Origin of the sequence: Aerococcus sp. Group 1 (assembly GCF_000193205.1) — a bacterium.
In the GTDB taxonomy this organism is placed as follows: Bacteria; Bacillota; Bacilli; order Lactobacillales; family Aerococcaceae; genus Aerococcus; species Aerococcus urinae_A.
In genome coordinates this window covers 1,066,983-1,092,510 of sequence record NC_015278.1, presented here as the reverse complement: position 1 = coordinate 1,092,510, position 25,528 = coordinate 1,066,983, and the positions used below count along the sequence as shown (strand labels likewise).

Genomic DNA, 25,528 nt, shown 5'->3' with positions numbered 1-25,528 from the left:
CTTTAGTTAAGTAATACTAATTAACACGCTATTCCTTATTTAATAAGGCTTCGCCGACCTTTTCGCCAGCTGTGACTTGTTTTTGATCAAGAACATCGAGGCTATGAACCCTATCACTATTGGTTAAGACAACCATGATGTCACAAGCTTTTCCTTTGGCTTCGATATTTGCTAGGTCCATTTGAGCTAACGGATCCCCAGCTTTAACACTTTGCCCTTCTTCAACCTGAATAGTAAAGCCTTCGCCTTTGAGTTCAACCGTGTCTAAGCCCATGTGAACGAGAATTTCAAGGCCTTCATCACTTTGGAGACCAAGGGCATGCTTAGTTGGAAAGATATTTAAGATTTTCCCACTTACTGGCGCGACCACTTGGCCTTGACTAGGTTGGATAGCATAGCCGTCCCCCATCATCTTTTGAGAAAAGACCTCATCTTCTACCTTATCAATGCTAATGACCTCACCATCTGCAACCGCATAAAGTTCTACTGGGATACCATCTAAAATCGCTTGATCATTAACAACTTGAGCTGATCCCTTGAGATCTTCTGCTTGCTTTTCGTTCACGACTGTTGCGGCTGTTTTGGGAGCTTGGCCACTTTCGATGAATTCAGTGACTTGGGTCTTAATGGTTGACACCGTAGTCCCATAAATGACTTGGACACTATTACCACGGACCACAACGCCAGCTGCGCCAGTGGCTTGTAGGGCTTCCTTATTAACCTCATCACCGTTTTTGACCGTTACCCGTAGACGGGTGGCACAATTATCAACATCGACAAGGTTATCGGTACCACCCAAACCGCTAACTATTTGATAAGCTCTTTGGTCATTTTCACTCAAGCCATTAAGCGCATTTTTGTTTCGGAATTCTTCTTTAGTATGTAATGAAGTATCTGCTTTTCTTCCTGGAGTATCCAAGTCAAATTTCTTTATAATCCAATGGAAGAGGAAGAAATAGACAATGGCGTAAATAATACCGATAATAACCACTGGAATCCAATGTGTTCTTGCATTGCCTGGCAAGACGCCGTAAAGAATAAAATCAATTAAACCTCCTGAGAAAGTTAGTCCAACTCCTACTCCGGCAATATGGACTAAGACAGTAGATAAAGCAAAGAGAACACAATGCACCCCAAAATAAAGTAAAGGAGAGGCAAATAAAATAGTAAATTCAATTGGCTCCGTAATCCCCGTAACAATTGAGGTTAGGGATGCAGAAAATAATAGCCCCTTGACCATGGTCTTCTTATCTGATCTAGCGGCCCGGTACATGGCGTAGGCAGCAGCTGGTAAGGCAAAGATCATCTCTGGAAATTGGAAGGCAAAGAATCTAGCTGCATCGGGAGAAATAGCTTCTCCAGCCTTTAATTGGGCAAAAATAATATTTTGGGCGCCCACAACAGTAGTCCCATCAACGACAGCAGTCCCTCCTACAGCGGTTTGCCAAAATGGTAAATAAAAAATATGATGCAATCCAAATGGAATTAAGGCACGATAAATATAACCGTAAAGGAAGGTCCCTAAGTGGCCAGTATTAGCGATAATCTGACCGAGATTAGCAATTCCAGCAGCGAAATACGGCCAGATAAAAGATAAAATAAGTCCACTAACGACTCCAGCAACTGCTGAAACAATTGGGACAAAATGAGTGCCGGCAAAAAATGACAAGGCATCAGGGAGTTCGATCTTGTAATAACGATTATGTAGCCAAGCCACAAGACAGCCAATAATAATCCCACCAAAGACACCGAGGTTCATGGTATGCTCAAAGCCAAGTAATGAAGTAATCAATCCTGGTATTTTTTCCAATTCTTCTAAACCACGGAGGTGGATGATGGAACTAGATAGTGAAGCGTACATCATAAAGTACCCCACCACGGCTGATAAGGCTGCCACCCCTTTCTCGCTTTTAGCCAAACCTAAGGCAATAGATATAGCAAACAATAAACCTAGGTTATCAAAGACAACGGCTCCGCAGTCTCCTAAAACGCTTAAAATACTATGGAGCGGCATTCCCGGCGAAAGAATATTTTCTAAGTGATACATTTTCACAAATGTTTCACCTGTAAAAGAAGCTGATATCCCTAGAAATAAACCAGCTAAGGGTAAAATTGAAATTGGTAACATAAAGGTTTTCCCTAAACGTTGCAAACTTTCAAAAAGTTTCTCTTTCATTGTTTTTTCCTCCTTCTATCAATTGACAATTAAGAACACCCTAACTATTATAATCATAAAATTAAGCCTTTTCAATAACCCTTTTGTTATAAAGCGTTTCCAATACCCATATCTGGTCAAAAAAAGAGAGTCAAGTTCCTTTTATGGAGATTTGACTCTCTTTTGCCTTTAACTAAAATTTTATTGACCTAATTTTTTGATGAGTTGTCCGCGTTCGTTATAGATATATTGGCGAGCCTTTTGGCTGTCATTCATAGCTACAATCAGGCGGTCACGATAAGGTTCGGCTAACTCATCAAAAAGATAATAATCGTCATCGACATCATATTTGTTTCTTTCCGCCTCAATTTGACCAGCTTTCCTTAAAGTATAAGATTTTTTAGGCAGCTGCCCATCTAATAGTTCCTCCTCAATCCGATAGACATAATTATCATCTTCGTATTGGATTTCTAAGGCTCCGGTATTCGTGCGAACAGTTTGGACATTGTCATATTTGTCCTTTTGTAACTCCCACCAAGCTTTAATCCCTGCTAAAGCTTCTTTTTCACTCGCAAAGGTCCCGTGTTCTTTGCGGACGCCATCACGTTTATTTTCCCAGTATACGGTATAAACGTTTTGTGACATGATATCGCTTCCTTTCCTATCGTCGTTTCTATTTAGTGTAATCGAAATCCCTTAAAAAATAAACATTAATCCCTTGTCTTGTGGGTAATATCTAATAAACTAATTAAAATCTTGATTAAAGTGGTCTGATTAGGATAAATAATATAGCGGTTTTCCCACTCAGGACGGAATTTAGATTTGTAGGCACGTAATCCTTTAAAGCCATAAAAACGATTACCAAAATCATATACCAGATGTAGGGTCTTATCCCGAGGGCTGGCATATGATTTTGTTCCTACATTAGCCAAAGGCGCCATTCCCAAAACAAAGCGGTGGTAACCAAGGTCCTTGGCCCATTGCAATAACTGCAAAATTAGCATCTGCATAACATCCCCGGCATCATGACTGATATAACGCATTAAATCAATTGAAATCATATCTTCCGATATCGGCATAATACTTGCAAAAGCATAGATCGCCTCCTCATCTCTTAAGACGGCAATCCGCTCTCTGGCTAGATAGTCCTCATAGAAAGCCCCCATGGAAAAGCTCATTTCTTCACGCTTATTAAGCCACTGATCAGAAATTTGTCGCAAGTCATGGATAAATTGATCATTATAAGGAGGTTGGTAAACTTCAAAATAGAGGCCGGCCCGGGTCATATCATTGCGAACGGAACGCCGGTTTTTATTCTTCTTCCCTTCAAAAGTAAAGTCATCTAAATCAATAATCGCTGACTCCCCTATTTTTAGGGTAGCGTAGCCTAAACTACAAAAGGCATCTAGGTAATGCGGGGTGACCTCATAAAAGCCAACCGCCATATCCATATGTTCAACATATTCCAAAAATTCTTCTAAGGCGATAGGAAAATCCTGACTGTTACCAATAGGATCACCCAAGGCAATTAAATTATCCGATGAGGGGCGGTATAAAATAGCCACAGTTTGTTCCGTGTTAAAAAAGATCATCTTGTCTTTCAAATAGACTAAGTGGCTATATTCACTTCCCCCATATTCAGCGATAAGCTGTTCGTAAAGATTAATTTCATCTAGGGAAGGTGGTAGGAAGTCCAGTCGTTCACTGCGACTAAATAGCACTAAAATAGTCAACAAACTAGCAATCACCAGATAGAAGAAAATATGTAAAGGATTTAATAAATAGACATGACGAGTGAAAGGCATATGTCTAAAGTGCCCGGTGATTAAAAAGATGATTAACAAAAGGCCTGCACAGGCGAAAAAGCTAAGTAAAATATTCTTACGGTTCAATGCCAAATGATTACGAGTAAAGAGAAAGCGGGACTGATAAAGCAAATAAGTCGACAGGAGTAAGAAGATCGCTTCCTCATAGTCTAGCCCCTTAATCATACAAGCAATGGCTCCTAGGGGTAAGAGGATAAGCGTCAACCATAATGCCCTTCTGATCCGCTTAAATAGGCCAAAAGATAAAATAAAGGCAGTACAACCAATTAAAAGGACCAAAAGAATGGAGACACTCTGTAAAGATCTAGGAATCAGGTATTTAAGCAAATGAATCCGCTCAGAAACGGCTGGTGAAATCACTGAAGAAATTAAAACCAAGCCGTTGACTGAGAGTAAAAAGGAAACAAAGCGAACGATCCACTTTCCCCATGCCTTTATCTTCATATCTTCTTCGAATAGTTTACTGGTAAACCAGTTATGGAAAACATAGAAGCAAGCTAATAACCAGGGAATGACGTAGTAACATACCCGGAGGATAACAATCGCTGCCAAAACTTGATCGGGATTATAACCGGCATTTTGCATCATTAATAATACCGTCAGGTCAAAGGTCCCCAAACCTCCAGGAATAAAACTTAAAATTCCTACAACGTTAGCGAAGCTATAGACCATCATGGCAAATATCGGTGATAAATGCGGCATAAAAATTAACATCACAATATAAAAATAGGTAAAAGAAGCTACCCAGTCACACAGCGAAGCAGATAGGTAAGCAAATTTCTTCTTCCAAGTGATAGCTTCAAGGCCAAATTTTTCACCCAATTTTCTGGCTAAAGGCAATTTATCATAGAAAAAATACAAAGGCAGGTAGAGTAAATAAATTACTGGAAGTAATAGTGAATAACCCTCAATTTTTCCTGATAATAAGACGATTAATAATAAGACGCCTAAACCTAGAAAACTGGCAAACCAAGTTTCTAAGGAAATTTGTATGGCTTGCTTAGGCTTCAGTCCATGCTTTTGATAAAAATTATTTCTGAGAGCGGCACCAGTAAAGCCACTTAAGCCGATAAATTCATTAAATGCTTGGCTTATCCAGCCCATTTGTAAAATTTTATAGCTATGGGCAGTCACCGTGTAGTTACGGGTAGCGACATAGTCATACCACCCGTTAAAGCTAAAGCCTAATAATCCAAAGATTACTAGGGCCAGGCGTGTAAAGGCAGGTAGGTCAGCTAAGGAATCAAAAAACAAGGACCAATTAATTGACCGTAACTCATTTTGAATGAGATAGCCGAAAAATAAGATCAGTAAAATATAAAATACTATTTTAAACATTTTATGATAGCGATTGTAAATATTTTTCATAATATAGGATGTTCCTTTATTTTTTATAATTAAAATAGGAGTCATACTAGACTCCTATTACTTTTCCTTAGTATACACTAAACCCTTATTAAAGTTGTCTTAAATTTATATAAATTAGCCTTTATTGAACTGCTTGGGTCTTAGGAACATAGAAATTAATGTGCTTAGGCAATAATTCAATTTCGCATGGGAGATAAGGTCCATCGTTACCATCAATATCGACCTGGGTTTCATTATCATCAGAATTCGTGGTGGTTAACTTGGAACAGGCAAAGCTTTTGATCGAGTCATTATCTTCTAATTGACCAAAAAGGATATCTTTAAGGGCAGATAATTTTGACCCGGTTGATTCATCAGTTAAAATGTACACTTGAAATTGACCGTCTTGTAAATTGCTTTGTTCATTAGAGAAGACCAGGTTTCCCACTTGGTTAGTTAATAGAACAAATACATGACTGGCTTTGCCTTCAAAACTTTCGCTATCAGATTCTATTTTAATAGGATGGGTATCATCTTTAGGTAGAGCTGATAGAATATTCTTCAGGTAAGCAAAGGAGCCGAATTGTGATTTCTCTTCGGAGCTGGTTCCTGTGGTTGCTTCAATTAACTTGCCAAAACAAACATAGTAGTTGAAATATTGATCATTACAGCGGCCAATATCTAAACTATGGCGTTCTTCCAAATCTAAGTCCTCGATGTACTGATCAATATCTTCAGAAATATTAAATAATTGGGCAAAAGTATTGTTGGTTCCTGCTGGGAAGAAACCTAAAGTGGGTCGGTAGTCCTGGCCGGCGAGCCCATTGACCGCTTCATTAATGGTTCCATCACCACCAACAGTAAATAAAGAATCATAATGGCCTTGACAGGCTTCCTGGGCAAACTTCAAGGCGTCATTGTCGCCTTCAGTCTTTTTTATATTGACTTGATCAAACTTACCGTTGAGAAAATCAGCTAGCCGTTTACCGTATTCCTCGCCTTGATTATCTCCAGATCCTGGATTGACAATTATCATAACCTTCCTCATCATTATCCCCCTCTTTTAACTATTATAATCTAATTGTACAGATTATTTTGCCTATTTAACAGTCTAATCCCCTGTCTATGCTGGCCTAATTTTTCCAGTTAATAAAACCGCGGCAGGCATTGAGTGAAAAGACGAAATACATGATGGCCATTTGTGGTACCCCCTGCATGAGGAAAATATAAAGGGAGATAAGATTAGTGATTAACCATAAAATCCAGCTGGCTCGCTTTCTTTGCACCAATTGCATGTATTGAGCAATGATAGCTGTCGCATTATTAAATGCATCCCAGAAGATAAATACGCCACCGAGAAAATAAGAAACGGTTCCCAAACCAAAGAACCCCACTAAAACAGCGAAGCCTACTAAACGCCAATTCGTTTTTTCGTCTACAATAAGCTCCCCGGATTCATCTTTATGGTGTTGCCATTGTTGAAAACCAAAAATTTGGGTAAATAAATAATAAATGCTGGTAAACATGTCACCAAAGATCCGATTACGGCCAGCTACTATAGCAGCAGAGATATTTTGAATCGCGTTAAAAATAAAATTTCCTTGCCACTTCTTAGCCAAACCAATAACTCCAATCAGCCCCATCCATGAAACCAAGTTGGGTAAATTAAACCAACCATTTTGAAAAGACCCCCAGGCTGTGATGGCAACTAATAAAATATCAGTGATTAAATTAAGGCTTTGACGATATTCTTTTTTCACTCAATTGATCCTCCTATATATGTATTTTTATCGAATGATAGATAAACCTGTTAAATATCTTACCATGGAAAATTTACTCCTACTAGTCAAAGTTAGAGCCTCAGGCTATTATTGATTATAAGTGGTTAGATTGCTAAAATAATAATAAAGAAAACGTTTATATAAGGGAGGAATATTTATGTCAATAAAAAGAAAAATTTTAGTTGCTGTCGACGACTCTGACCAAGCTCGCGATGCTTTTGTTGAAGCGGCCACTATCGCCAAAGCTAAAGAGGCCAATTTGTACCTGGTATCTGTTATCGATGAAGATATCTTATCTAACCGTGAAGAAAGTGATTATTCTCACAGTCTCGTTGGGCAACGGCAAGAGTTACTCAATAATTACCGTCAACTTGCCAAGGATCAATTTGACTTTGACCAAGTCAATGCTGAGGTCTTTGTAGGCGAGCCTAAGCGACAAATCATTCACCTTTTAAAAGAAGATCCTGCCTTTGAATTGATTGTTGTTGGGGCAACTGGGAAAAACGCTAGAGAACGTCTCTTTATGGGCTCCGTTTCTCAATTTGTTGTCCGTCACTCCCCCGTTTCGGTGCTCATTGTACGCTAGTAAGGAAGGTTAATTATGCCAGAGAAAAGTATTCAAAAAATAATGGTACCTATTGATGGTTCTGAGCCCGCCAAGGCTGCCTTTGAACAAGCCCTTGAATATGCTCATATTTATCAAGCTAAACTCTATATTTTTAGTGTAGCTGCTGATTTCTTACGCTATGATTTTGATGACTTTAATTTAAAAGCCCATGATCATGAATTATGCGCCTACCAAGAATTATTAAAGAATTACCAAAAAGAAGCTCAAGCGGCCGGAATTACAGATGTCACCATTGAAGCCCGCCCTGGAGATCCTAGAAAAGAAATTCTTGACTTTGCCGAAGAACATGAAATTGATTTAATTATGATGGGTTCGACTGGTAAAGGCGTAATCGATCGTTTACTCATTGGATCTGTTTCTGAGTATATTATGATCCATGCGGCCTGTGATGTTTTCATTGCTAAATAATTCCTGCTTAATAAAAAAGAAGCTGGCCACCCTGCCAACTTCTTTTTTAGTCAGACTTGACTTGATTTAATAGAAAAGGTGTTTTTATTGCTTTTAACTGATTCAGAAACTTTATCCGTTCTGAAAGAAATTATGGTCCTCTTTCCCGACGCTGGCCCTAGCTTAAACTTCAATTCTGTTTACCAATTACTCATCGCTGTGATGCTCAGTGCTCAATCCACCGATAAAAAGGTTAATGAAGTGACCCCTGATCTTTTCAAAGCTTTTCCTACGCCCAAACACTTGGCCAAGGCCAGCCCTCTGGATATTGAACCCTTTATCAACAAACTAGGCCTTTATCATAGTAAGGCGCGTTATTTGCATGCAATGGGCCAACAATTAATTGACAAGTACAGTGGCCAAGTTCCCAGTCAACGTAAAGATTTAGAAAGTCTGAATGGTGTGGGGAGAAAAACAGCCAGTGTCGTCCTCAGTCTAGGCTTTGATCAGCCAGCCTTTGCTGTCGATACCCACATTAGTCGCATAGCAAAACATCATCACTTTGTCGATCCAAATGCTACGGTAAGAGAAGTGGAAAAACGAATTACTAAGGTCCTGCCTGCTAGTGAATGGAAGGATGCCCACCATGCTTTAATTGCCTTTGGCAGGACGATTTGTACTGCCCGTAACCCTCAATGCTATCGTTACCCGCAATTACTTCCCCACCAAGAAAAGGAGACAAAGCGAAATGACTGATGAAATCGATAAAGCAAAAGCTAGTCTACGCAAAAAATAAAATGCAAACGTCAAGCCCTTCCTCAGTCTTATTATCACTGGGCAAATGAAATCATTAGCCATCAATTAGTCAACTTTTCGATTTTTTATCAAGCTAAGTGTATATTTCTTTTTTCCAGTCTGCCCTTTGAATTTAATACCCAAAAACTGATTAATTTTTGTTTTAAGCAAGGAATTCAAATTGTTCTTCCCCGAGTTCAGGGAAAGTCACTAGATTTGCACTATATTGATGAATCGACCACTTATCAAAAAAGTAGATATGGTATTTTGGAGCCTCAAGCTAATAGTCCCCAAGCTGACATTAGTATGGTTGATCTTATCATATTACCCTGCTTAAGTTGTAACCGCCAGGGTCAACGTTTAGGTTACGGTGGAGGCTATTATGACCGCCTCTTGGCTGATTTTAAAGGAATAACTATTATTCCTTACTTTGATAAACTAATGACCTCAGATATTCCTTGCAAAGACTATGACATAAAAGCAGATTACATTATAAGTGAAAGTGGTATCTTTTCGACTAACGAATCAAATGATCGACCTTTCCCTGAGTGACTTCTATTAGAGCCTTAGGATCCAGTCCGATTTGTTTGCCCCGTTCACCGGCACTGACAAATATTTTCTCTTCCTCAAGACAAGAGTCATTGTACCAGGTACGATATTTTTTCTTCATGCCTAAAGGCGAACAACCGCCCCGTACATAGCCGGTGAGATCCAATAGTTCCTTGACATGGACTAATTCAACTCGCTTACTATTAATCACACGGGCACATTGCTTAAGGTCAAGTTCTTGGTCAAGCGGTATCACAAATACAATGATTTCATGGTCATGGCTCCTGGCAACCAAGGTCTTGTAGGACGATTTCCCTGCTTGTGGTTGAAAACTACCATCTCTATATGGAATGATGGCTTCTTCGTAAGGAATCTTGGCCTGGTCTAAGAGGCGCATGGCATTGGTTTTTTTGTGCTTTTTACTCACGTTCTGCCTCCATCTCTTTCATAACTCTGGGTAAGAGATCAGCGATTTGACTAGGGCGAACAATATATTGATCTTGGTAAATGCGGTCTGCAATATAACTATGGAGAAAGGCCGCTGCCTTCAAAGCGGCTTCATGATCTGTATATTGGCCCATAAAGCCACAAACCATCCCAGTCAAGGTATCACCCATTCCACCAATTGCCATACCAGGATTGCCGATAGCTAATTGATAAAAGTTTGAATGGTCAGCAAAATATAAACGGCTAGGTGCTCCTTTAAGAACCAAATTCAGTTGATATTGGTTAACGAATGATTGAATGCCTTCATTATCATGATAGGAAATTTCACCATGCGATAAGCGATCCCACTCCCCATAATGTGGAGTCAAAACGAGATATTTTGCCTGGGATAATTGGTCTAAGCCTTGGTCTTTTTGACTGAGAATAGAAATCGCATCGGCATCAATAACCAATATTTTTTCAGCAATAACTTGTTTAATAAGTAACATAATCTGGTTAAAGCGTGAATGGTCGCGACCAAATCCTGGCCCGATGCCGATCACATCAGCCTTTTCAATGGCCTTCTTCAAGCTGTCTTGCCGACGCCAATCACTAACCATCACTTCAGGTATAACGCTATGGATGGCAGGCCGGTTTACTGGATCGGTAAAGACAGTCGTCAGTCCTGCTCCACTATTGACACAGGCCATCGCGGCCATCTGAATTGCACCACCCATGGACTGATTGCCTCCGATCAGAACAACATTGCCGTAGTCACCCTTATATGAATTGGCTTGGCGCTTGGGAAAATGTTGAATAATTTCAGATTTATCAATTTCAACTTTCTCCATTTGCTCATCCCTTTCTCTTTGCCCAGTATAATTTGATTACGAAAAAGAGCGATTTTAATCATCGCTCTTTTTCAACAATATACTCTTTTTAAAAGGATTAAACAAGTCCTTGAGATAACATCGCTTGAGCAACTTTACTAAAACCAGCAATGTTTGCTCCTGCAATTAAGTTATAAGGGTCATTGGTGTATTTTTCAGCGGCTGAAGTCGCTTGTTGATAGATATTGTCCATGATATCTTTTAATTTTTGGTCGACTTCTTCAAAGGTCCAAGATAATCTTTGACTATTTTGAGACATTTCTAAGGCTGATACGGCCACCCCACCTGCATTAGCTGCTTTAGCTGGGCCGACAAATACACCGGCTTCAAGAAGGGTATCTGTTGCAGCTTTATCTAAAGGCATATTGGCACCTTCAGAAACATATTTAACCCCATTCTTAACGGCTTGTTCAGCACCCGGTTTTTTCAGTTCATTTTGAGTAGCACATGGCATCGCCACATCAACATCAATAGCGTGTTCCCAAACGACACCTTCATAATAAGTAGCACTTGGTCGTTCTTCAGCGTACACCTTGATCCGTTCACGTCTATTTTCCTTGACGTCTTTTAGTAAATCAATATCGATGCCTTCTTCATCGACGACGTAACCATTGGAGTCAGAGACTGTAAGGACAGTAGCGCCAAGTTCTTGAGCCTTTTCAGCAGCATAAATAGCCACATTACCAGCCCCAGAGATCATAATCCGTTTACCTTCAATTGCTTCTCCCTTGGCAGCTAACATATTATTCAAGAAGTAAACTGCCCCATAACCAGTGGCTTGGGTACGAGCGAGTGAACCTCCATAAGTTAAAGGTTTTCCGGTAATCACACCATTTTGGAAACCATTTAGACGTTTATATTGGCCGTATAAGTAGCCAACTTCACGGGCACCCACACCAATATCCCCTGCTGGAACATCCATATCAGGGCCAATATATTTTTGTAATTCGGTCATAAAGCTTTGACAAAAGCGCATGATTTCTTGGTCAGATTTCCCCTTAGGATCAAAGTCAGAACCGCCCTTACCTCCGCCAATAGGTAAGCCGGTTAAGCTGTTTTTAAAGATTTGTTCAAAACCTAAGAATTTTAAAATACTCTTATTGACAGTTGGATGGAAACGTAGGCCACCTTTGTATGGACCAATTGCTGAATTAAATTGAACCCGAAAAGCGGTGTTAACTCGAGCCTTGCCTTGATCATCCATCCAAGGCACTCTAAACTCAATGATACGTTCTGGAATAGCTAAAATTTGTAATAGGTTAGCCTCAATATATTCGGGATGTTCTTCAAAAACAGGTTCAACACTATCTACAAATTCATGAAGAACTTGTAAAAATTCTGGTTCCTGTTCATACTTCTTATCCCACAATTGACGTGTTTCTTGAAGATATTCTTTTGCGTTCATATTACATTCACACTTTCTATTGAGTATAGATATATACTGATAAAACCTATTCCTATGGAGAACGATTAAATCATATGAAGATTATAGCAGATAATGAATTAGATGTCAGACAATTCTGATTATGAAAACGAATTCTTTTCTTTACTCTGTTTTTCCTTCTCACAATTGAGTAAATTTTGTTGGTGAAGTTGATGGAAGAAGTCATCTTCTAACTGTCTCTTCCAGACCGTTACTCCGGTTTTTTGGTAGAGTTCCAGGGCGTAAGGATGATTATGGTAATCATAGAGATAAGAAACTTTTTTTATCCCAGCTTGAATAATTTGCTTGGTACAAGGCAAGCAAGGAAAGTGTGTTACATAGATTTCAGCGCCCTCAGTAGAAACTCCAAATTTAGCACACTGAATAATCGCATTCATTTCAGCATGGATCGTACGCACACAATGCCCATCTTCCAAATAACATCCCCCTTCACTACAATGGGTTTCTCCACTGACAGACCCATTGTAACCCCCAGCGATAACACGATTATCTCTAACGATCACAGCCCCTACCATCAAACGGTCACAAGTGCTCCGCATCGATAAAACCAAGGCTTGTGATAAAAAATACTGATCCCAAGGTATACGCTTCATGACTATCCCCCTAATTATTGATACCCTCATTATACCAAAGCTTAGAGCCGTGAAAAGAAATGTAAACGTTAAATATTAATTTATCCTTCTTGTAAAATAACTATAAAAAGTAAATAAAAACCCTCCTAACTACTCGAAGTATAGTTTGGAGGGCTTGCTTTACATAGCTATATTTCTTTTTGACACTTAGCTTAAAAGGAATTACTCAGTATAAGTAGTCATTGGGTGATTATATTATAGGTAAAAGAAAGCGCTAGAACTCTGAAGAAAGCTTATAGCGCAAAATATAATCTAAATTCAATCAATCTTATTTGGTGTAATTTTCCACATTTTTTATAAAAATAATAACCAATAAAAAGGACTGTGATAGGTCACAGCCCTTTAGAACGTTCTTAATTATTCACCAAAAGAAAATTCTTCCTTAACGTGGTTTTGAAGGTGTTGGTATGAACCTTCTCCTTTATATAATTGGAAGGCTTGAACGGTTGAACGTTCTTCTTCATCAGGATAAACATCTTGTACAAATGGGTTGTCTTTCAAGATTGCTTCAAGATGTTCTTTACCAATTTCACGAACAGTACCTTGTAAACGAATTACTTCTATACCATCCTCTTTTAACATACCAGTAATGGCAATCTTAGGATTATTGGTTAATTGTTTATAAAAGTTAGTGGTAGGAGCTGTCATGAAGAATACCCCGTGTTCATTCGCTACCCCAACATTAGCGTAACGTGCATCTGCTTCTCCGTCTTCATTTACGGTTGAGAAAACACAAGCCCCAATATTTTCAAGAACATTCATATAATCTTTTAATTCCATATAATCATTCCTTTCTCATTACTTTATCATCATTATAGCATAATTAGGTTATAAACGAAAAGATAAGGCTTACAATCAAGGTTTTTAGCAATTTCTGGGCTTCTTTGCTATAATGATAAGCTAGGAAAGTAGGTGATTCCATGTCTTATGATGGACTATTCATTCATGGACTTATACAAGAATTAAACGCTTGCTTGGCCGGGGGAAGAATCTCAAAGGTGCAACAGCCCTACGACCAAGAAATTCTTCTTACCGTTCGGTCAAATCGCAAAAATTATAAATTATTGCTCGCTGTGACACCCCAAGCCCCCCGTGTTCAGCTAACTAATCACCAATACAGTGTGCCGGATACCCCACCCAATTTTTGTATGTTTTTACGTAAACATATTGATGGAGGAAAGATTATCGATTTCAGTCAATATGAAAACGACCGCATAATTATTATCAGTATTGAAAGCAAAAATGAATTGGGGATTAGTGAACCCTATAAACTCATTATTGAAGTCATGGGTAGACGCAGTAATATCCTAGTTCTTAATCAGGATGGTAAAATTGCCGACCTCATCACCAAAATAGACATTAGCCAAAACCGTTTCCGTACCCTCCTACCAGGAGCTACTTACCATTTGCCTCCTCAAGGGGATAAGGTCAATCCGTTTACTATCAACCCCAATGAATATAAGCTTAAGGCTGATGCTAAAGAGATACAGAAAACCTTTATGGGATTTGGCAAAGATAGCGCGGCAGAATTAGCCCAGAGACTGACTGAATCCCAAAATAAAGGTACGACTTTTACTGCCTTTCTCAATGATTTTAATCAACCAAAGCCAACCCTAAGTCAAAATGACGGTCAGGTCATTGCAACTGCCTTCCCCTATTATACTCTAGGCGGAATGCAAACTAGTTACGAATCCTTTTCCCAGCTCCTCGATGACTACTATGAAAAGAAAGCCCTCTTTTCTCGGGTCAACCAGGTGAGTGAACAAATTAGCCAGGTTGTTGCTCAACGGATTAAGCATAACCACCGTAAATTAGCTAATCTTAAGCAAGATATGGAAAAAAGTAAACAGGCTGAAGACTATCAAATAAAAGGTGAAATTTTGACCACTTACCTCTTTCAAGTGGAAAAGGGAATGACTAGTGTCCAATTACCTAACTATTACGCTAATAATAAGCTCATCGATATCGCACTGGATCCTTTACTAGAACCTTCCCAAAATGCCCAAAAATATTTCCAACGTTATCGCAAACTAAATACAGCAAAACAGCATATTAAGGAACAAAGCCAAATTGCCCAGGCAGAATTAGATTATTTAGAAAGCGTTAAAGATCAAATTGAAATTGCTGAACCCAATGAATTAGAAGATATTCGTCAAGAACTTATCCGTGAAGGCTATATTAAACAACAAAAACATAATCACCATAAGCGCAAGAAACCTTTAAAACCGAGACAGTATCAAACAAGTTTAGGAAACACTATCCTTGTTGGCCGTAATAATACGCAAAATGATGAACTAACCACAAGACGGGCTAAGAAAAACCACTACTGGTTTCACGTTAAAGATATTCCAGGCAGCCATGTGATATTAGAAACTGACCAACCTAGTGATGAGGAAATCATCGAAGCAGCAACATATGCCGCCTATTTTTCTAAATACCGGCAGGCCAACAATGTCCCCGTAGATTATACACAGGTCAAGCATGTTAAAAAAACTAATGGCGCTAAACCTGGCCTTGTTAATTACTTTGAGCAAAAAACAGTCTTCGTAAGTCCTGATGCCCATTTACTTGCTTAATCAAGCAAAAGAAACGAACGCACGTTTGCACAAAATTTCGAGCTATGCTACAATAAAAGCACGAATTAGAATCGCTTGATCCATTTTTATAGTAGATAAAAATGAAATGACTCGGATAATATATATATGGAAAGTTTCGGTGAAACAATATGAAAGAAAGACCCTTACAAGTCTTACAATGCATTTATGATAGTGTAAAAAATCAGGGCTATCCCCCTACGGTTAGAGAAATATGTGACCAAGTAGGGTTAGCATCAACCTCAACTGTTCACGGCCATCTTAATCGCTTGGAAGCAGGTGGTTATTTATTCAAAGATTCTACCAAACCCAGAGCCTTGGAAATTACCCATAAAGGTTTAAAGATGTTAGGCGTGGACCAACCCGGTATTCCTATTATCGGTACGGTTACTGCTGGACAGCCTATTGATGCCTATGAAGACGTTGACGGCTATTTCCCCACCCCACCAAGTCTTAATAGTCAAGATGGCGAATATTTCATGTTGCAAATTCGCGGAGAAAGTATGATCGAAACAGGTATCCTTGATGGTGACTATGTCATTGTTCGCCAACAAAGTTCGGCATCTAATGGTGATATTGTTATTGCTATGACAGATGATGACGAAGCTACCTGTAAACGTTTCTTCAAAGAAAACGGTCACTTCCGCCTCCAACCTGAGAATGCTAGTTTAGAGCCAATAATTCTTGATGACGTCACCATATTAGGTAAAGTCGTTAGCCTTTACCGTGAACATACTTTTTAAAGCAAAAACCGCTCTCTAAGTCCGTGTAACTGACTTAGAGAGCGGTTTTATTTGGATTATAAGCTTTATAGTATCTGGATACCATTAGTCATAATTAATGAGGGCCAAAATATCTAAATCATTGATTAGTTGACGGCCTTTTAGGTTTTCTAATTCAATAATAAAGGCAGCGCCAACGACTTCCCCACCAAGTTCTTCAACTAATTTTTTAGTGCCACGAATGGTCCCTCCAGTGGCCAAGAGATCATCAACAATGAGGACTTTTTGCCCAGGTTGAATAGCATCTTTATGAATTTCAATAGTATTGCTTCCATATTCTAAATCATATTCAATGCTGACTTTTTCACGAGGTAATTTATTCTTTTTTCGGGCAGGAACGAAGCCCTTGTTTAAAGCATAAGCTACTGGACAGCCAACGATAAAGCCCCTAGCCTCTGGACCTATGATCACATCTGCTGATTTTTCACGAGCAAAATCTGCAATTTTATCAACTGTATATTGAAAAGCCTCAGGGTCCTGGAGTAAAGGCGTAATATCTCTAAATATAATGCCTTCCTCAGGGAAATTAGGTATATCCTTAATGTAGTCTTTTAAGTTCATAAATTATCCTCCTGGAAAAAATACCGTGTTAAATTATCAATGGTTTCATTTAAAAGAAAGTTTTCTTTTTCGATTTGCTTTGCCCAATTTTTTAGGCTGGTTGACTCTTTTAAATCGATCTTATTCTGACCTGGTCGAATACGATAAATCTGGCCATCTTGTTCTAAAAGCTCTGCTTCAACTAAAACTTTTAGCAATAAGTTAAGAAGAGGGAGCGGTAGCTTTAAATACCTAGCCAAGTCTGCCTTTTTCTCGGTCAAATCAAGTTCTTTATAGAAAATGAAATAACGATAAAGCAGAGCAAATTGATCGCGATTGGGCATACCAATTTTTCTTGCTGATATCGGACTATATGAAAACAGATAGATCGTTTCTATATTCTCATTATGAACGAAGTCTCTTAGCTTTTGCAAATTTTTTGGTAGTTCAAAAATAACTAACTGGCTATAATGTTCCCTGCTCTGCTTCAAGTCTTCTTCCCCTATTAAACAAGATTGACTAGGAATCTGCTCCTTATATTGAGCGATTAAGGACTTGCTTTCAAAATAATAATAACTTTGGGAAAGGGAAAAAATAAGGTCAGGATTTTTTCTCTCCGCCAGTCAACGATTATTTTTTGGTCGCTAGCCATATCGAGTAAAATGGCTTGTGGTCGACTTTTTCCCTGCCAGGTATTAATTGATGCTTCGACAACCAAATCAACACTTTGACCAGTCTGTAAATAATTAGCCAAATTCCCCTTCTGAAAGCCGATAACTTCTAGCTGTTTATTTTCCTTAGTCAAAGAAAATTTTAAGGTGTTCTTATCTTTTCCTAATTGCTGTGGCGTTGAGATCGATTCATTTTCGATTAAAAATATAGGCTTGGGATTAGCTGTACCAAATGGTTTTAAGCGATTAAGCTCCTGAATATTTTCTAAGGTCAATTGATCGGCAGTAATCTTGGCGTCAATTGTTAAAGGAATCTTCCCTTGTAATCGCTCTTTGAAGGGCTCAACTGCTTGATAGATTGCCGCTTTCCAAGCTTCAAATTGGTCTTCAGCAATGGTCATACCAGCTGCCATGGCGTGTCCCCCGCTCTTAGGGGCATATTCCTTTGCAGCTTGGAGAAGCTTGAAGAGGTTGATTCCTGCAACTGAACGACCTGAACCCTTATATTCTGCCTTCTCAGCATTATAATTTAAAATGATACTAGGCCGCTGATAGCGCTCTACCAGTCGACTAGCCACAATACCTAGAACCCCCTCATGCCAATTGGAATGAGATAAAATGATAATTTCTGGTAATTCTTCCCACTCTTCGACTGTCTGAATCGCTTGCTGACTAACCAAGTCAACAATTGCTCGTCGTTTTTGATTGGTCGTTTCAATGGTATTAACTAATTCCTGACAATAATCCGGGTCGAAACTCGTGAGTAGTTCAACTCCTGGTTTAGCCGAAGCTAAGCGACCTAAGGCATTAAGTCGTGGAGCTATGTTAAAGGCGATAGTTTCTTCATCGATATGGTTTAGATCAATGTTTTGATTTTTCATTAAAGTCATTAGACCGATTCTTTCACTATGAGCCATAATCTTTAAGCCTTGCTGAACAATGCTGCGATTTTCATCCTCTAAACGAACCAGGTCAGCGATTGTTCCAATCGCACAGACATCCAAATATTCGACTGGTAAGCTACCGGTCATCGCTTGGGCTAACTTAAAGGCTACTCCAGCTCCACATAAATCATCAAAGGGATAATTCCCCTCAGGGTGTCTGGGATGAACAATAGCATAGGCATCAGGTAAAGTGTTTCCAATTTCATGGTGGTCAGTGATAATGACATTAACGCCAGCATCTTCGGCATATTTCACTGCCTCATGACCGGCAACACCATTATCACAGGTTAAAATTAATTGGACCCCTTGCTTAATGTAGTAAGCATACACTTCCTTATTGGGCCCATAGCCATCTACAAAGCGGTCTGGTAAGTAATACGTTACGTTAGCCCCTATAGATTCTAAAAGTTCATAGAGAATCGTGGTTGCTGTAATTCCATCAGCATCATAGTCGCCATAGATTAATATGAGTTCATTATTTCTAACAGCTTCTTCTAAGCGATCAATGGCTTTCTGCATATCATGGAGTAGAAAGGGATCGTGAAAATGAGCTTTTTCACTCAAAAAATCATTAATTTCTTGAGTGTTTTGTTTCCCTCTCTGAAAAAGTAAATCGACCAGGAGTGGCGATAATTGAGTTTCCTTAATCACTTGCTCTTTTTCTAGGTCAGATTGATCAAAACTTGGTCTTAATTGCCAATCATAATTTGCCTTTAGCATAACTAACCCCTTTCTTTAGCATCTTGATGTCTCTTGTCCTTAACGCGGTTTTATCCGAGCCATGGTCCAATGAATCAAACGGTAGCCTAAAGGAACCGAAAGCGACAAGATCTTGTTTAAGTAGGCATAGTAATTAGGGACAACAACTTCTATCTTGTTTCTTTTTATCCCCTGGCAAATCGCTTGGGCAACTTCTTCTGCTTCAACCGTGAAGCTATCAACCGCCTGAATAAATTGCCCACTCGGATCTGCCTGGTCAAAAAAGGCGGTCTTTACTGGACCGGGTAATACAGTCATTACCTGGATAGGCGTTGACCATAACTCTTGTCTTAATCCATTTGCAAAGGCTAACAAACCAGCCTTACTTGCTGCATAGCTAGCATTGCCAGCGGTTTGAATGCGCGCGGCAATTGATGCCAATATCACCAAGTAGGTCTTACTTAAGCCTTGGTCTAGCATGGCAATGACGACGCGTTGACATAGATAGATGGCGCTTATCAAATTGGTATTGATCTGTTCCAAAGCGTGTGCATCACTTTGTTAAATCACCCGTTCAAAATAGCCTAAACCAGCACTATGAACAACAATCCTTATGGAATAACGCTCAAAAGCATAGTGGACAAGACGGTCAACTGTTTCTAAATCCTTTAAGTCAGCTGGAAAAATATCTACCGCTTTTTCACCAGCCTCTAAGCATAGCTGCTTACTTTCTTCCAAGCGTTCCTGGTGCCTAGCGGTTAGTAAGATTGAGTAGCCTGCCTTAGCCAAAGCAATTGCAGTAGCGCGACCAATACCACTAGAAGCTCCAGTAACCAAGGCCCACTGCCCTTGCTTACCCTTATTACTTAATGGCATAGCTATCAAAATCCTTCACCACTTGGCTAGCAGGGAATATTTTTTCGGCACCTTTTTGCAATTCTTTAGCCATTGCTCCTACATAGCGCGCTGAAATGTGAGTCAGGTAAAGTTGCTTAGCCCCGGCTTTTTTGGCCACCATGGCGGCCTGGCTAGCAGTGGAATGGTAATAATCATGAGCCATTTTCTCTTCACCAGCCTCAAAAGTCGCTTCATGGACCAAAACATCGGCATTTTGAGCTAAATCAATCCCAGCCTGACAATAGCGAGTATCACCATATATTGAAACAATTTTTCCTTGCTTGTCCGGCCCAAGAAAATCTTTTCCGTGAAGTTCCCTACCATCTTCTAGTTGAATAGTTAAGCCCGCCTTCAATTTGCCTAAAAGAGGTCCATTGGGAACCCCTGCTTCCCGGGCCTTATCAATTAATAATTCGCCTGCTGAATCGGCTTCTTCTACCCTAAAACCATAACTAGGAACAATATGGTCTAAAGTCGCATATTTAACCGTAAATTGCTGGTCTTTAAAGGCAATCCCAGATTGGTCTAATTCCTGGTAATAAATTGGATAGGTAAGGCGGGTTTTGGAAATACCTAAGCTGGTTTGAACATATTTTTTCACACCTTTGGGTCCATAAATAGTTAAGGGGACATTTTCTCCACCTTGGAAGCTTCGACTACTTAAAAAGCCGGGTAAACCATACATATGGTCACCATGGACATGGGAGATAAATATTTTAGTTACTTTTCTGGGTTTCAAAGTTGTTTTAAGAAACTGCTGTTGACTGCCTTCACCACAATCAAACATCCACATTTCATTGCGCTCGTCTAATAATTTTAACAGGGTACAAGACACATTGCGGGCCTTGCTGGGTACCCCTGCACCAGTACCTAAAAAAGTTAACTCCATAAATATTCACCTAATCTAAAAATTCAAATTCATAGTCTAACAAGCGCACAATATCGCCTGATTTGGCTCCCTTTTCTCGCAAAGCTTCATCGACACCTTGTTTTTTCAAGCGACGAGCAAAGCGCATAGCACTTTCATCATATTCTAAGTTAGCCATCTTGAAATCTTTTTCTATGCGTCTACCGGAAAGGATAAAGGTACCATCACTATCCCGGTTAAGATAGAAGTAAGGTTCCTCTTCCTCAATTTGGTAATTGACACTTTCCTTTTGATCTTCTGCCGCTTTTTCTGCTTCAAGAACTTCTCTTCGTTCGGTTTCTTCGTTGATCAATTGGGCAGTATGTTCCATTAAATCGTTTATCCCCGCATGGGTGAAGGCAGAAATAGGATAAATTTCAGGGACGCTTAAGTCAGGATAATTCTCTGAAAAGTAAGTGCATAACTTCTCTTTAAATTCTTCTAAGTATAAGACTGCTTCTGGAATGTCCATCTTATTAGCAACAATAATCGTCGGTCTAGCGATAAGCTCCTCATCGTAATTGCTGAGTTCCTTATTAATTTTTACATAATCCTCAAAAGGATCCCGGTTTTCATAAGCGCCCATATCAACCACATGTAAGATTACCTTTGTTCGTTCAATATGACGCAAAAATCGCATGCCAAGGCCAATTCCTTCCGAGGCGCCCTCAATTAGGCCGGGAAGGTCAGCTAAGACAAATTCCTCATGGTTTCTTGTCGTTACCACACCTAAATTAGGATTAATAGTAGTGAAATGATAGTCCCCTACCTTAGGCTTTGCTGCACTGACAACAGATAGCAAGGTCGACTTTCCAACTGAAGGAAAGCCAACTAAACCGGCATCGGCGAGGAGTTTTAATTCCAGCTGCAAGGTTCTCTCTTGGCCAGGCTCGCCATTTTCAGCGATTTCTGGGGCAGGATTATTATGAGTAGCAAATTTGATATTACCTCGTCCGCCACGACCTCCCTTAGCGACTATGAGCTCCTGACCGTCTTCCACTAAATCGCCAATCAAGTCACCTGTATCAAAGTCTCGAACTGTTGTTCCAGGAGGCACTGGTACGACTAAGTCATCTGCCCCACGTCCATAACGGCCCTTGGTCATTCCATTTTCTCCTGGCTTGGCCTTAAAGTGACGATTGTAGCGGAAATCAATCAGGGTTCTTAAGCCTTCATCCACCTTGAAAATCACATCACCACCACGACCACCATCGCCACCAGCGGGGCCTCCATCAGGACGGTATTTTTCACGGAGAAAGGCAACTAAACCATCGCCTCCCTTGCCGGCTTTAACCCATATTTTGGCATAATCATAAAATGTTGACATGGTCCCCCTCCTTTCAAATTTTTTATATTATTACTTAGCTTGTAAGGCTTGGACATTATAATGCTTTGTGATCGCTTGGTCAATTAGGCTTAGGAGTGCTAAGCGGTTGTTGCGGATGTCTTGGTTATCGGTAAAGACCATGTTATCTTCAAAGAATTGAGTAATTATTGGCGTTAAAGCGGTAATTTCCTCATAAGCTTCTTCTACTCCTTCATCTAGTCTTAAATCCGACACCGCTTGGTAGAGATCACTTTCCGAATTGCTTTCAAATAAATCTTCGTTTACGAGGGGAAGTTCAACCTCTTCTTGGCTAACTTTGAGGATAATATTATTGATCCGTTGCCATGCTTCGACATTATCTTTATAGTCTTCGTCTTCTTTGTGAGCATTTAATAATTCAGCAGATTGGATAATGGTTAATACATCGATATATTTAGCTTCCCTAGCAGCTTGAGAAATATCAAAGCGAATTTCCTTGTCAGCCAGGTTATTCTTAAGCCGGTCAGATAAGAATTGGATAATGGCCTGACTCAATTCGACTTGCTTATTTTGGTCAAAATCATAAACCTGGTCAAAGATATCTTTCAAGGCTTGATGCCATTCTAAAGGTAAGTGTTCAGCTTCTAAAATTGCTAAAATTCCAATCATTTGCCGTCTTAAGGCAAAGGGGTCGTTCGAACCAGAAGGAATTTTTCCAATAGCAAAGAAGGAAATAATTGATTCTAATTTATCACTAATAGCGAATAGTAAGCCTAGTGGGCTTTGGGGAAGTTCACTCGCGTTACCACTTGGTAAATAGTGTTCACGGATTGCAGTGGCTACTTGTGGATCTTCTCCCGCTTTTTTAGCATAAATTTCCCCAATAATCCCTTGCAATTCACTAAATTCATCCACGATTTGAGTCACCAGGTCAAATTTATAGATTGCTGAGGTACGATCGATTTCTTGAGTAAAGTCAGTGGCTAATTGCCCGGCAAAGACTTCATGCATGGCCCAGTTTTCATAGAGATAGTGAGCAATTTTTCCGGTTCTTTCCATTTTTTGTTTCATCGAACCGATCTCCGCATGGAAAGTCACATCGGTTAGCTTTTGAGCGAAATCATCAATAGTATGCTTTTGGTCTTCTTCTAAAAAGAACATGGCATCCTCTAAACGAGCTACTAGCACCTTTTCGTTCCCATTTTTAACGGTTTCAATATGGTCATGGTTACCATTTCTTAAAGCTATGAAATGAGGCAATAACTTACCTTCTTGGTCTTCCACCGCAAAATAGCGTTGGTGTTCCCGCATACTTGTAATCAAGACAGGGGCTGGAAGAGATAAGTATTTTTCATCAAAATCCCCTACAAAAGCCGTTGGATATTCAACAATTTGGGTCACTTCTTCGAGTAGATCTTGATCAAGTGGCACCTGATAATTATTTTCTTTGGCAAGGGCTTCAATTTGTTCCTTAATCATTTGTTTTCTCTTATCTTGATCAACAATGACAGCTGCTTTTTCCAGGCTTTCTTCATAAAGACTAGCATGACTGATTTCAACACTTTCATTATGGAGAAAACGATGACCGCGAGAAAGATTGCCAGCTTCAACCGCTAGGACATTGAAAGGAATAACCTCTTTATCTAATAGGGATACAATCCAATGAACCGGACGGATGTAGCGGAATTCGTGAGAATCCCAATGCATGGAGACCGGAAAGTTCATCTCACTGACACAATTTTTAATATCTGCTAATACCTCTACAACATTGAGCCCTTCAGACCGTACGGTAAGGTAGGCATAGTCTTCGCCTTTCAATTCTTTAAAATAGATATCATCAATAGTAAGCCCCTTACCCCGAGCAAATCCCATAGCAGCTTTGGTCCAGTTCCCAGCTTCATCTTGGGCAATTCTTTTGGCCGGACCCTTAGCTTCTTCTTCAAAGGTACTTTGGCGGTCAGCCAACTCTTTTACTAAAACCGCAAAACGTCTTGGTGTAGCAAAAGTTTCAATCGATCCATAGCTTAAACGATTTTCATCAAGAAAGTTTTCAACCCGTTCTTGAAATTGCTCACTGATGCTACGAACATATTGGGCTGGCATTTCTTCTAAGCCAATTTCAATTAAATAGCTGTGATTATTCATGCTTACCGTCCTCCTTCAAATAGCTCTCGGCTTCTTCGCGCGATAATAAGGGAAAACCTAATTCTTTACGTTTTTCAACCATTAGACGTGCTACCCGTCTTGCCATATGGCGAACCCGAGCCAAGTAAGCCGCACGGTCGGTCACTGACACAACGCCCCGGGCATCCAACAAATTAAAGGTATGTGAACATTTAAGGATATAGTCGTAGGCCGGGTGAACTAGGCCGTTATCGATCTGTTGATTGGCCTCTCTTTCATAGGCGTCAAAATTATTAAATAACATCTGTGTATTCGCCTTTTCAAAGGAATAAGTCGAATGTTCAAATTCAGGTTGTTTAAAGATTTCTCCGTATTTTACTCCCCGAGACCATTCCAAATCATAGACGGAATCCACCCCTTGTAGATAAGAAGCCAGTCTTTCAATCCCATAAGTGAGCTCAGAAGTGGTCGGATAACAATCTAAGCCACCCACTTGTTGGAAATAAGTAAATTGAGTGATTTCCATCCCATCTAACCAAACTTCCCAGCCTAAACCAGCACAACCCATTGATGGGTTTTCCCAGTTATCTTCAACAAAACGAATATCATGTTCCAGAGGATTTATTCCTAGGCTTTTTAGACTTTCAATATATAATTCTTGAATATTGTCTGGATTCGGCTTCATGACCACTTGATATTGATGGTGTTGGTAAAGACGGTTAGGGTTTTGACCATAACGTCCATCATCTGGACGCCGTGAAGGTTCTACATAACAGGCATTCCAAGGTTCTGGTCCAATGGCTCTTAAGAAAGTATATGGACTCATGGTCCCGGCACCTTTTTCGGTATCATAGGCATTTAACACTAAACAGCCTTGATTAGACCAGAATTGATGCAAGGCAAGAATCATTTCCTGAACGGTTTTGGCAGTAGTTGTCATCTGACTTCCTCACTCTCATTTTTATTTCAAATCTGAAATTGACAATAGACTAATTGCTGGTTTTTTGCTAGCAAAGAAAAACCCTATGTATACAAAAAGGTATACATAGGGACGATGGTTTCGCGGTTCCACCCTACTTCTAGCTCAGGCTAGCTCTTTTTTAATAATGCTCTAGTACGCCCTTCCAAGCTTTATCTGGCCTTTTCTCACTATCAAGGCTCACTTTGCAGATAGAAGACTTGTACTCCTTACTAGTTATCACAT

General features: G+C 39.7%; 23 protein-coding genes and 1 pseudogene. 6 read left to right on the top strand and 18 right to left on the bottom strand.

Going from position 1 to position 25,528, the window contains the following annotated elements; all coding sequences use genetic code 11:
* Positions 1-28: 28 nt before the first annotated feature.
* From HMPREF9243_RS05045 to pnuC, 5 genes are all read right to left on the bottom strand, one after another.
* Positions 29-2,176: a PTS transporter subunit IIABC gene (locus tag HMPREF9243_RS05045; protein WP_013668502.1), complete on the bottom strand. Its 2,148-nt coding sequence runs from the start codon at positions 2,174-2,176 to the stop codon at positions 29-31.
* A 180-nt stretch (positions 2,177-2,356) separates the two neighbouring features.
* The gene (locus HMPREF9243_RS05040) at positions 2,357-2,800 is read right to left on the bottom strand and encodes a hypothetical protein (RefSeq protein ID WP_013669476.1); all 444 of its coding nucleotides are present in this window, start codon (positions 2,798-2,800) and stop codon (positions 2,357-2,359) included.
* Positions 2,801-2,865: 65 nt separating this feature from the next.
* Positions 2,866-5,394, bottom strand: a complete 2,529-nt coding sequence (gene mprF, locus HMPREF9243_RS05035; protein WP_013668796.1) for a bifunctional lysylphosphatidylglycerol flippase/synthetase MprF — start codon at positions 5,392-5,394, stop codon at positions 2,866-2,868.
* Between the two features lie 76 nt (positions 5,395-5,470).
* Complete coding sequence (locus HMPREF9243_RS05030; protein WP_196793317.1) at positions 5,471-6,364, bottom strand: diacylglycerol kinase family protein; 894 nt, start codon at positions 6,362-6,364, stop codon at positions 5,471-5,473.
* 97 nt (positions 6,365-6,461) lie between these two features.
* On the bottom strand, positions 6,462-7,088 hold the full coding sequence (pnuC, locus tag HMPREF9243_RS05025) for a nicotinamide riboside transporter PnuC (protein ID WP_013669740.1): 627 nt from the start codon (positions 7,086-7,088) through the stop codon (positions 6,462-6,464).
* 178 nt (positions 7,089-7,266) lie between these two features.
* On the opposite strand from pnuC, the gene HMPREF9243_RS05020 reads away from it, so the two are divergent.
* The 4 genes from HMPREF9243_RS05020 to HMPREF9243_RS10280 all read left to right on the top strand — a co-directional run bounded on the left by HMPREF9243_RS05020 (position 7,267) and on the right by HMPREF9243_RS10280 (position 9,471).
* Entirely contained in the window at positions 7,267-7,695 is a 429-nt protein-coding gene (locus tag HMPREF9243_RS05020; protein ID WP_013669252.1) for a universal stress protein, read from the top strand.
* A 15-nt stretch (positions 7,696-7,710) separates the two neighbouring features.
* A complete protein-coding gene (locus tag HMPREF9243_RS05015) occupies positions 7,711-8,145 on the top strand; it encodes a universal stress protein (RefSeq protein ID WP_013670100.1) in 435 nt (144 codons plus the stop codon).
* A gap of 87 nt (positions 8,146-8,232) precedes the next feature.
* Positions 8,233-8,880 (top strand): endonuclease III, encoded by a 648-nt coding sequence (gene nth, locus HMPREF9243_RS05010; protein ID WP_013669085.1) that lies wholly within the window; start codon positions 8,233-8,235, stop codon positions 8,878-8,880.
* 36 nt (positions 8,881-8,916) lie between these two features.
* A complete protein-coding gene (locus HMPREF9243_RS10280; RefSeq protein WP_081456642.1) occupies positions 8,917-9,471 on the top strand; it encodes a 5-formyltetrahydrofolate cyclo-ligase in 555 nt (184 codons plus the stop codon).
* On the opposite strand, the gene HMPREF9243_RS05000 is transcribed toward HMPREF9243_RS10280, so the two are convergent.
* From HMPREF9243_RS05000 to HMPREF9243_RS04980, 5 genes are all read right to left on the bottom strand, one after another.
* Positions 9,437-9,895 carry an aminoacyl-tRNA deacylase gene (locus tag HMPREF9243_RS05000; protein ID WP_013670038.1) on the bottom strand — a complete coding sequence of 153 codons (459 nt, stop codon included), beginning with the start codon at positions 9,893-9,895 and terminating at the stop codon, positions 9,437-9,439. The genes HMPREF9243_RS10280 and HMPREF9243_RS05000 overlap by 35 nt on opposite strands.
* Positions 9,888-10,745 (bottom strand): NAD(P)H-hydrate dehydratase, encoded by an 858-nt coding sequence (locus tag HMPREF9243_RS04995; protein ID WP_013669424.1) that lies wholly within the window; start codon positions 10,743-10,745, stop codon positions 9,888-9,890. Before HMPREF9243_RS04995 ends, HMPREF9243_RS05000 begins: the two co-directional genes overlap by 8 nt.
* Before the next feature lie 97 nt (positions 10,746-10,842).
* The gene (gdhA, locus tag HMPREF9243_RS04990; protein WP_013668585.1) at positions 10,843-12,189 is read right to left on the bottom strand and encodes an NADP-specific glutamate dehydrogenase; all 1,347 of its coding nucleotides are present in this window, start codon (positions 12,187-12,189) and stop codon (positions 10,843-10,845) included.
* Positions 12,190-12,308: 119 nt separating this feature from the next.
* Complete coding sequence (locus HMPREF9243_RS04985) at positions 12,309-12,821, bottom strand: ComE operon protein 2 (RefSeq protein ID WP_013668568.1); 513 nt, start codon at positions 12,819-12,821, stop codon at positions 12,309-12,311.
* A 396-nt stretch (positions 12,822-13,217) separates the two neighbouring features.
* The gene (locus tag HMPREF9243_RS04980) at positions 13,218-13,640 is read right to left on the bottom strand and encodes a pyridoxamine 5'-phosphate oxidase family protein (protein WP_013669717.1); all 423 of its coding nucleotides are present in this window, start codon (positions 13,638-13,640) and stop codon (positions 13,218-13,220) included.
* A 140-nt stretch (positions 13,641-13,780) separates the two neighbouring features.
* On the opposite strand from HMPREF9243_RS04980, the gene HMPREF9243_RS04975 reads away from it, so the two are divergent.
* Positions 13,781-15,436: an NFACT family protein gene (locus HMPREF9243_RS04975; protein ID WP_013669809.1), complete on the top strand. Its 1,656-nt coding sequence runs from the start codon at positions 13,781-13,783 to the stop codon at positions 15,434-15,436.
* A 149-nt stretch (positions 15,437-15,585) separates the two neighbouring features.
* Positions 15,586-16,197: a transcriptional repressor LexA gene (lexA, locus tag HMPREF9243_RS04970; protein ID WP_013669601.1), complete on the top strand. Its 612-nt coding sequence runs from the start codon at positions 15,586-15,588 to the stop codon at positions 16,195-16,197.
* 84 nt (positions 16,198-16,281) lie between these two features.
* On the opposite strand, the gene HMPREF9243_RS04965 is transcribed toward lexA, so the two are convergent.
* The 8 genes and pseudogenes from HMPREF9243_RS04965 to glyQ all read right to left on the bottom strand — a co-directional run bounded on the left by HMPREF9243_RS04965 (position 16,282) and on the right by glyQ (position 25,264).
* A complete protein-coding gene (locus tag HMPREF9243_RS04965; protein ID WP_013669873.1) occupies positions 16,282-16,797 on the bottom strand; it encodes an adenine phosphoribosyltransferase in 516 nt (171 codons plus the stop codon).
* Positions 16,794-17,324 carry a single-stranded-DNA-specific exonuclease C-terminal domain-containing protein gene (locus HMPREF9243_RS04960; RefSeq protein WP_231286970.1) on the bottom strand — a complete coding sequence of 177 codons (531 nt, stop codon included), beginning with the start codon at positions 17,322-17,324 and terminating at the stop codon, positions 16,794-16,796. Before HMPREF9243_RS04960 ends, HMPREF9243_RS04965 begins: the two co-directional genes overlap by 4 nt.
* On the bottom strand, positions 17,324-19,111 hold the full coding sequence (recJ, locus tag HMPREF9243_RS04955; protein ID WP_049776759.1) for a single-stranded-DNA-specific exonuclease RecJ: 1,788 nt from the start codon (positions 19,109-19,111) through the stop codon (positions 17,324-17,326). Before recJ ends, HMPREF9243_RS04960 begins: the two co-directional genes overlap by 1 nt.
* Before the next feature lie 39 nt (positions 19,112-19,150).
* Positions 19,151-19,966, bottom strand: a pseudogene (locus HMPREF9243_RS10720) (SDR family NAD(P)-dependent oxidoreductase).
* Positions 19,953-20,876, bottom strand: coding sequence for a ribonuclease Z (gene rnz, locus HMPREF9243_RS04945; RefSeq protein WP_013668842.1), 924 nt, complete (start codon positions 20,874-20,876; stop codon positions 19,953-19,955). The pseudogene HMPREF9243_RS10720 and the gene rnz overlap by 14 nt, the downstream one beginning before the upstream one ends.
* A 10-nt stretch (positions 20,877-20,886) precedes the next feature.
* On the bottom strand, positions 20,887-22,221 hold the full coding sequence (gene obgE, locus HMPREF9243_RS04940; protein WP_013669257.1) for a GTPase ObgE: 1,335 nt from the start codon (positions 22,219-22,221) through the stop codon (positions 20,887-20,889).
* A gap of 30 nt (positions 22,222-22,251) precedes the next feature.
* Entirely contained in the window at positions 22,252-24,345 is a 2,094-nt protein-coding gene (gene glyS / locus HMPREF9243_RS04935) for a glycine--tRNA ligase subunit beta (RefSeq protein ID WP_013669979.1), read from the bottom strand.
* A complete protein-coding gene (glyQ, locus tag HMPREF9243_RS04930) occupies positions 24,338-25,264 on the bottom strand; it encodes a glycine--tRNA ligase subunit alpha (RefSeq protein WP_013668579.1) in 927 nt (308 codons plus the stop codon). The genes glyS and glyQ overlap by 8 nt, the downstream gene beginning before the upstream one ends.
* Between the last annotated feature and the right edge of the window lie 264 nt (positions 25,265-25,528).

What these genes read in the sequence shown, in the direction of transcription:
- obgE (WP_013669257.1), bottom strand. Translation starts at nt 22,221, where the DNA reads ATGTCAACATTTTATGATTATGCCAAAATATGGGTTAAAGCCGGCAAG.
- HMPREF9243_RS04995 (WP_013669424.1), bottom strand. Translation starts at nt 10,745, where the DNA reads ATGGAGAAAGTTGAAATTGATAAATCTGAAATTATTCAACATTTTCCC.
- lexA (WP_013669601.1), top strand. Translation starts at nt 15,586, where the DNA reads ATGAAAGAAAGACCCTTACAAGTCTTACAATGCATTTATGATAGTGTA.
- HMPREF9243_RS04965 (WP_013669873.1), bottom strand. Translation starts at nt 16,797, where the DNA reads ATGAACTTAAAAGACTACATTAAGGATATACCTAATTTCCCTGAGGAA.
- glyQ (WP_013668579.1), bottom strand. Translation starts at nt 25,264, where the DNA reads ATGACAACTACTGCCAAAACCGTTCAGGAAATGATTCTTGCCTTGCAT.
- HMPREF9243_RS05020 (WP_013669252.1), top strand. Translation starts at nt 7,267, where the DNA reads ATGTCAATAAAAAGAAAAATTTTAGTTGCTGTCGACGACTCTGACCAA.
- HMPREF9243_RS04975 (WP_013669809.1), top strand. Translation starts at nt 13,781, where the DNA reads ATGTCTTATGATGGACTATTCATTCATGGACTTATACAAGAATTAAAC.
- recJ (WP_049776759.1), bottom strand. Translation starts at nt 19,111, where the DNA reads ATGCTAAAGGCAAATTATGATTGGCAATTAAGACCAAGTTTTGATCAA.
- HMPREF9243_RS05040 (WP_013669476.1), bottom strand. Translation starts at nt 2,800, where the DNA reads ATGTCACAAAACGTTTATACCGTATACTGGGAAAATAAACGTGATGGC.
- HMPREF9243_RS05015 (WP_013670100.1), top strand. Translation starts at nt 7,711, where the DNA reads ATGCCAGAGAAAAGTATTCAAAAAATAATGGTACCTATTGATGGTTCT.
- gdhA (WP_013668585.1), bottom strand. Translation starts at nt 12,189, where the DNA reads ATGAACGCAAAAGAATATCTTCAAGAAACACGTCAATTGTGGGATAAG.
- HMPREF9243_RS05030 (WP_196793317.1), bottom strand. Translation starts at nt 6,364, where the DNA reads ATGATAATTGTCAATCCAGGATCTGGAGATAATCAAGGCGAGGAATAC.
- rnz (WP_013668842.1), bottom strand. Translation starts at nt 20,876, where the DNA reads ATGGAGTTAACTTTTTTAGGTACTGGTGCAGGGGTACCCAGCAAGGCC.
- mprF (WP_013668796.1), bottom strand. Translation starts at nt 5,394, where the DNA reads ATGACTCCTATTTTAATTATAAAAAATAAAGGAACATCCTATATTATG.
- HMPREF9243_RS05045 (WP_013668502.1), bottom strand. Translation starts at nt 2,176, where the DNA reads ATGAAAGAGAAACTTTTTGAAAGTTTGCAACGTTTAGGGAAAACCTTT.
- glyS (WP_013669979.1), bottom strand. Translation starts at nt 24,345, where the DNA reads ATGAATAATCACAGCTATTTAATTGAAATTGGCTTAGAAGAAATGCCA.
- HMPREF9243_RS04980 (WP_013669717.1), bottom strand. Translation starts at nt 13,640, where the DNA reads ATGGAATTAAAAGATTATATGAATGTTCTTGAAAATATTGGGGCTTGT.
- HMPREF9243_RS04985 (WP_013668568.1), bottom strand. Translation starts at nt 12,821, where the DNA reads ATGAAGCGTATACCTTGGGATCAGTATTTTTTATCACAAGCCTTGGTT.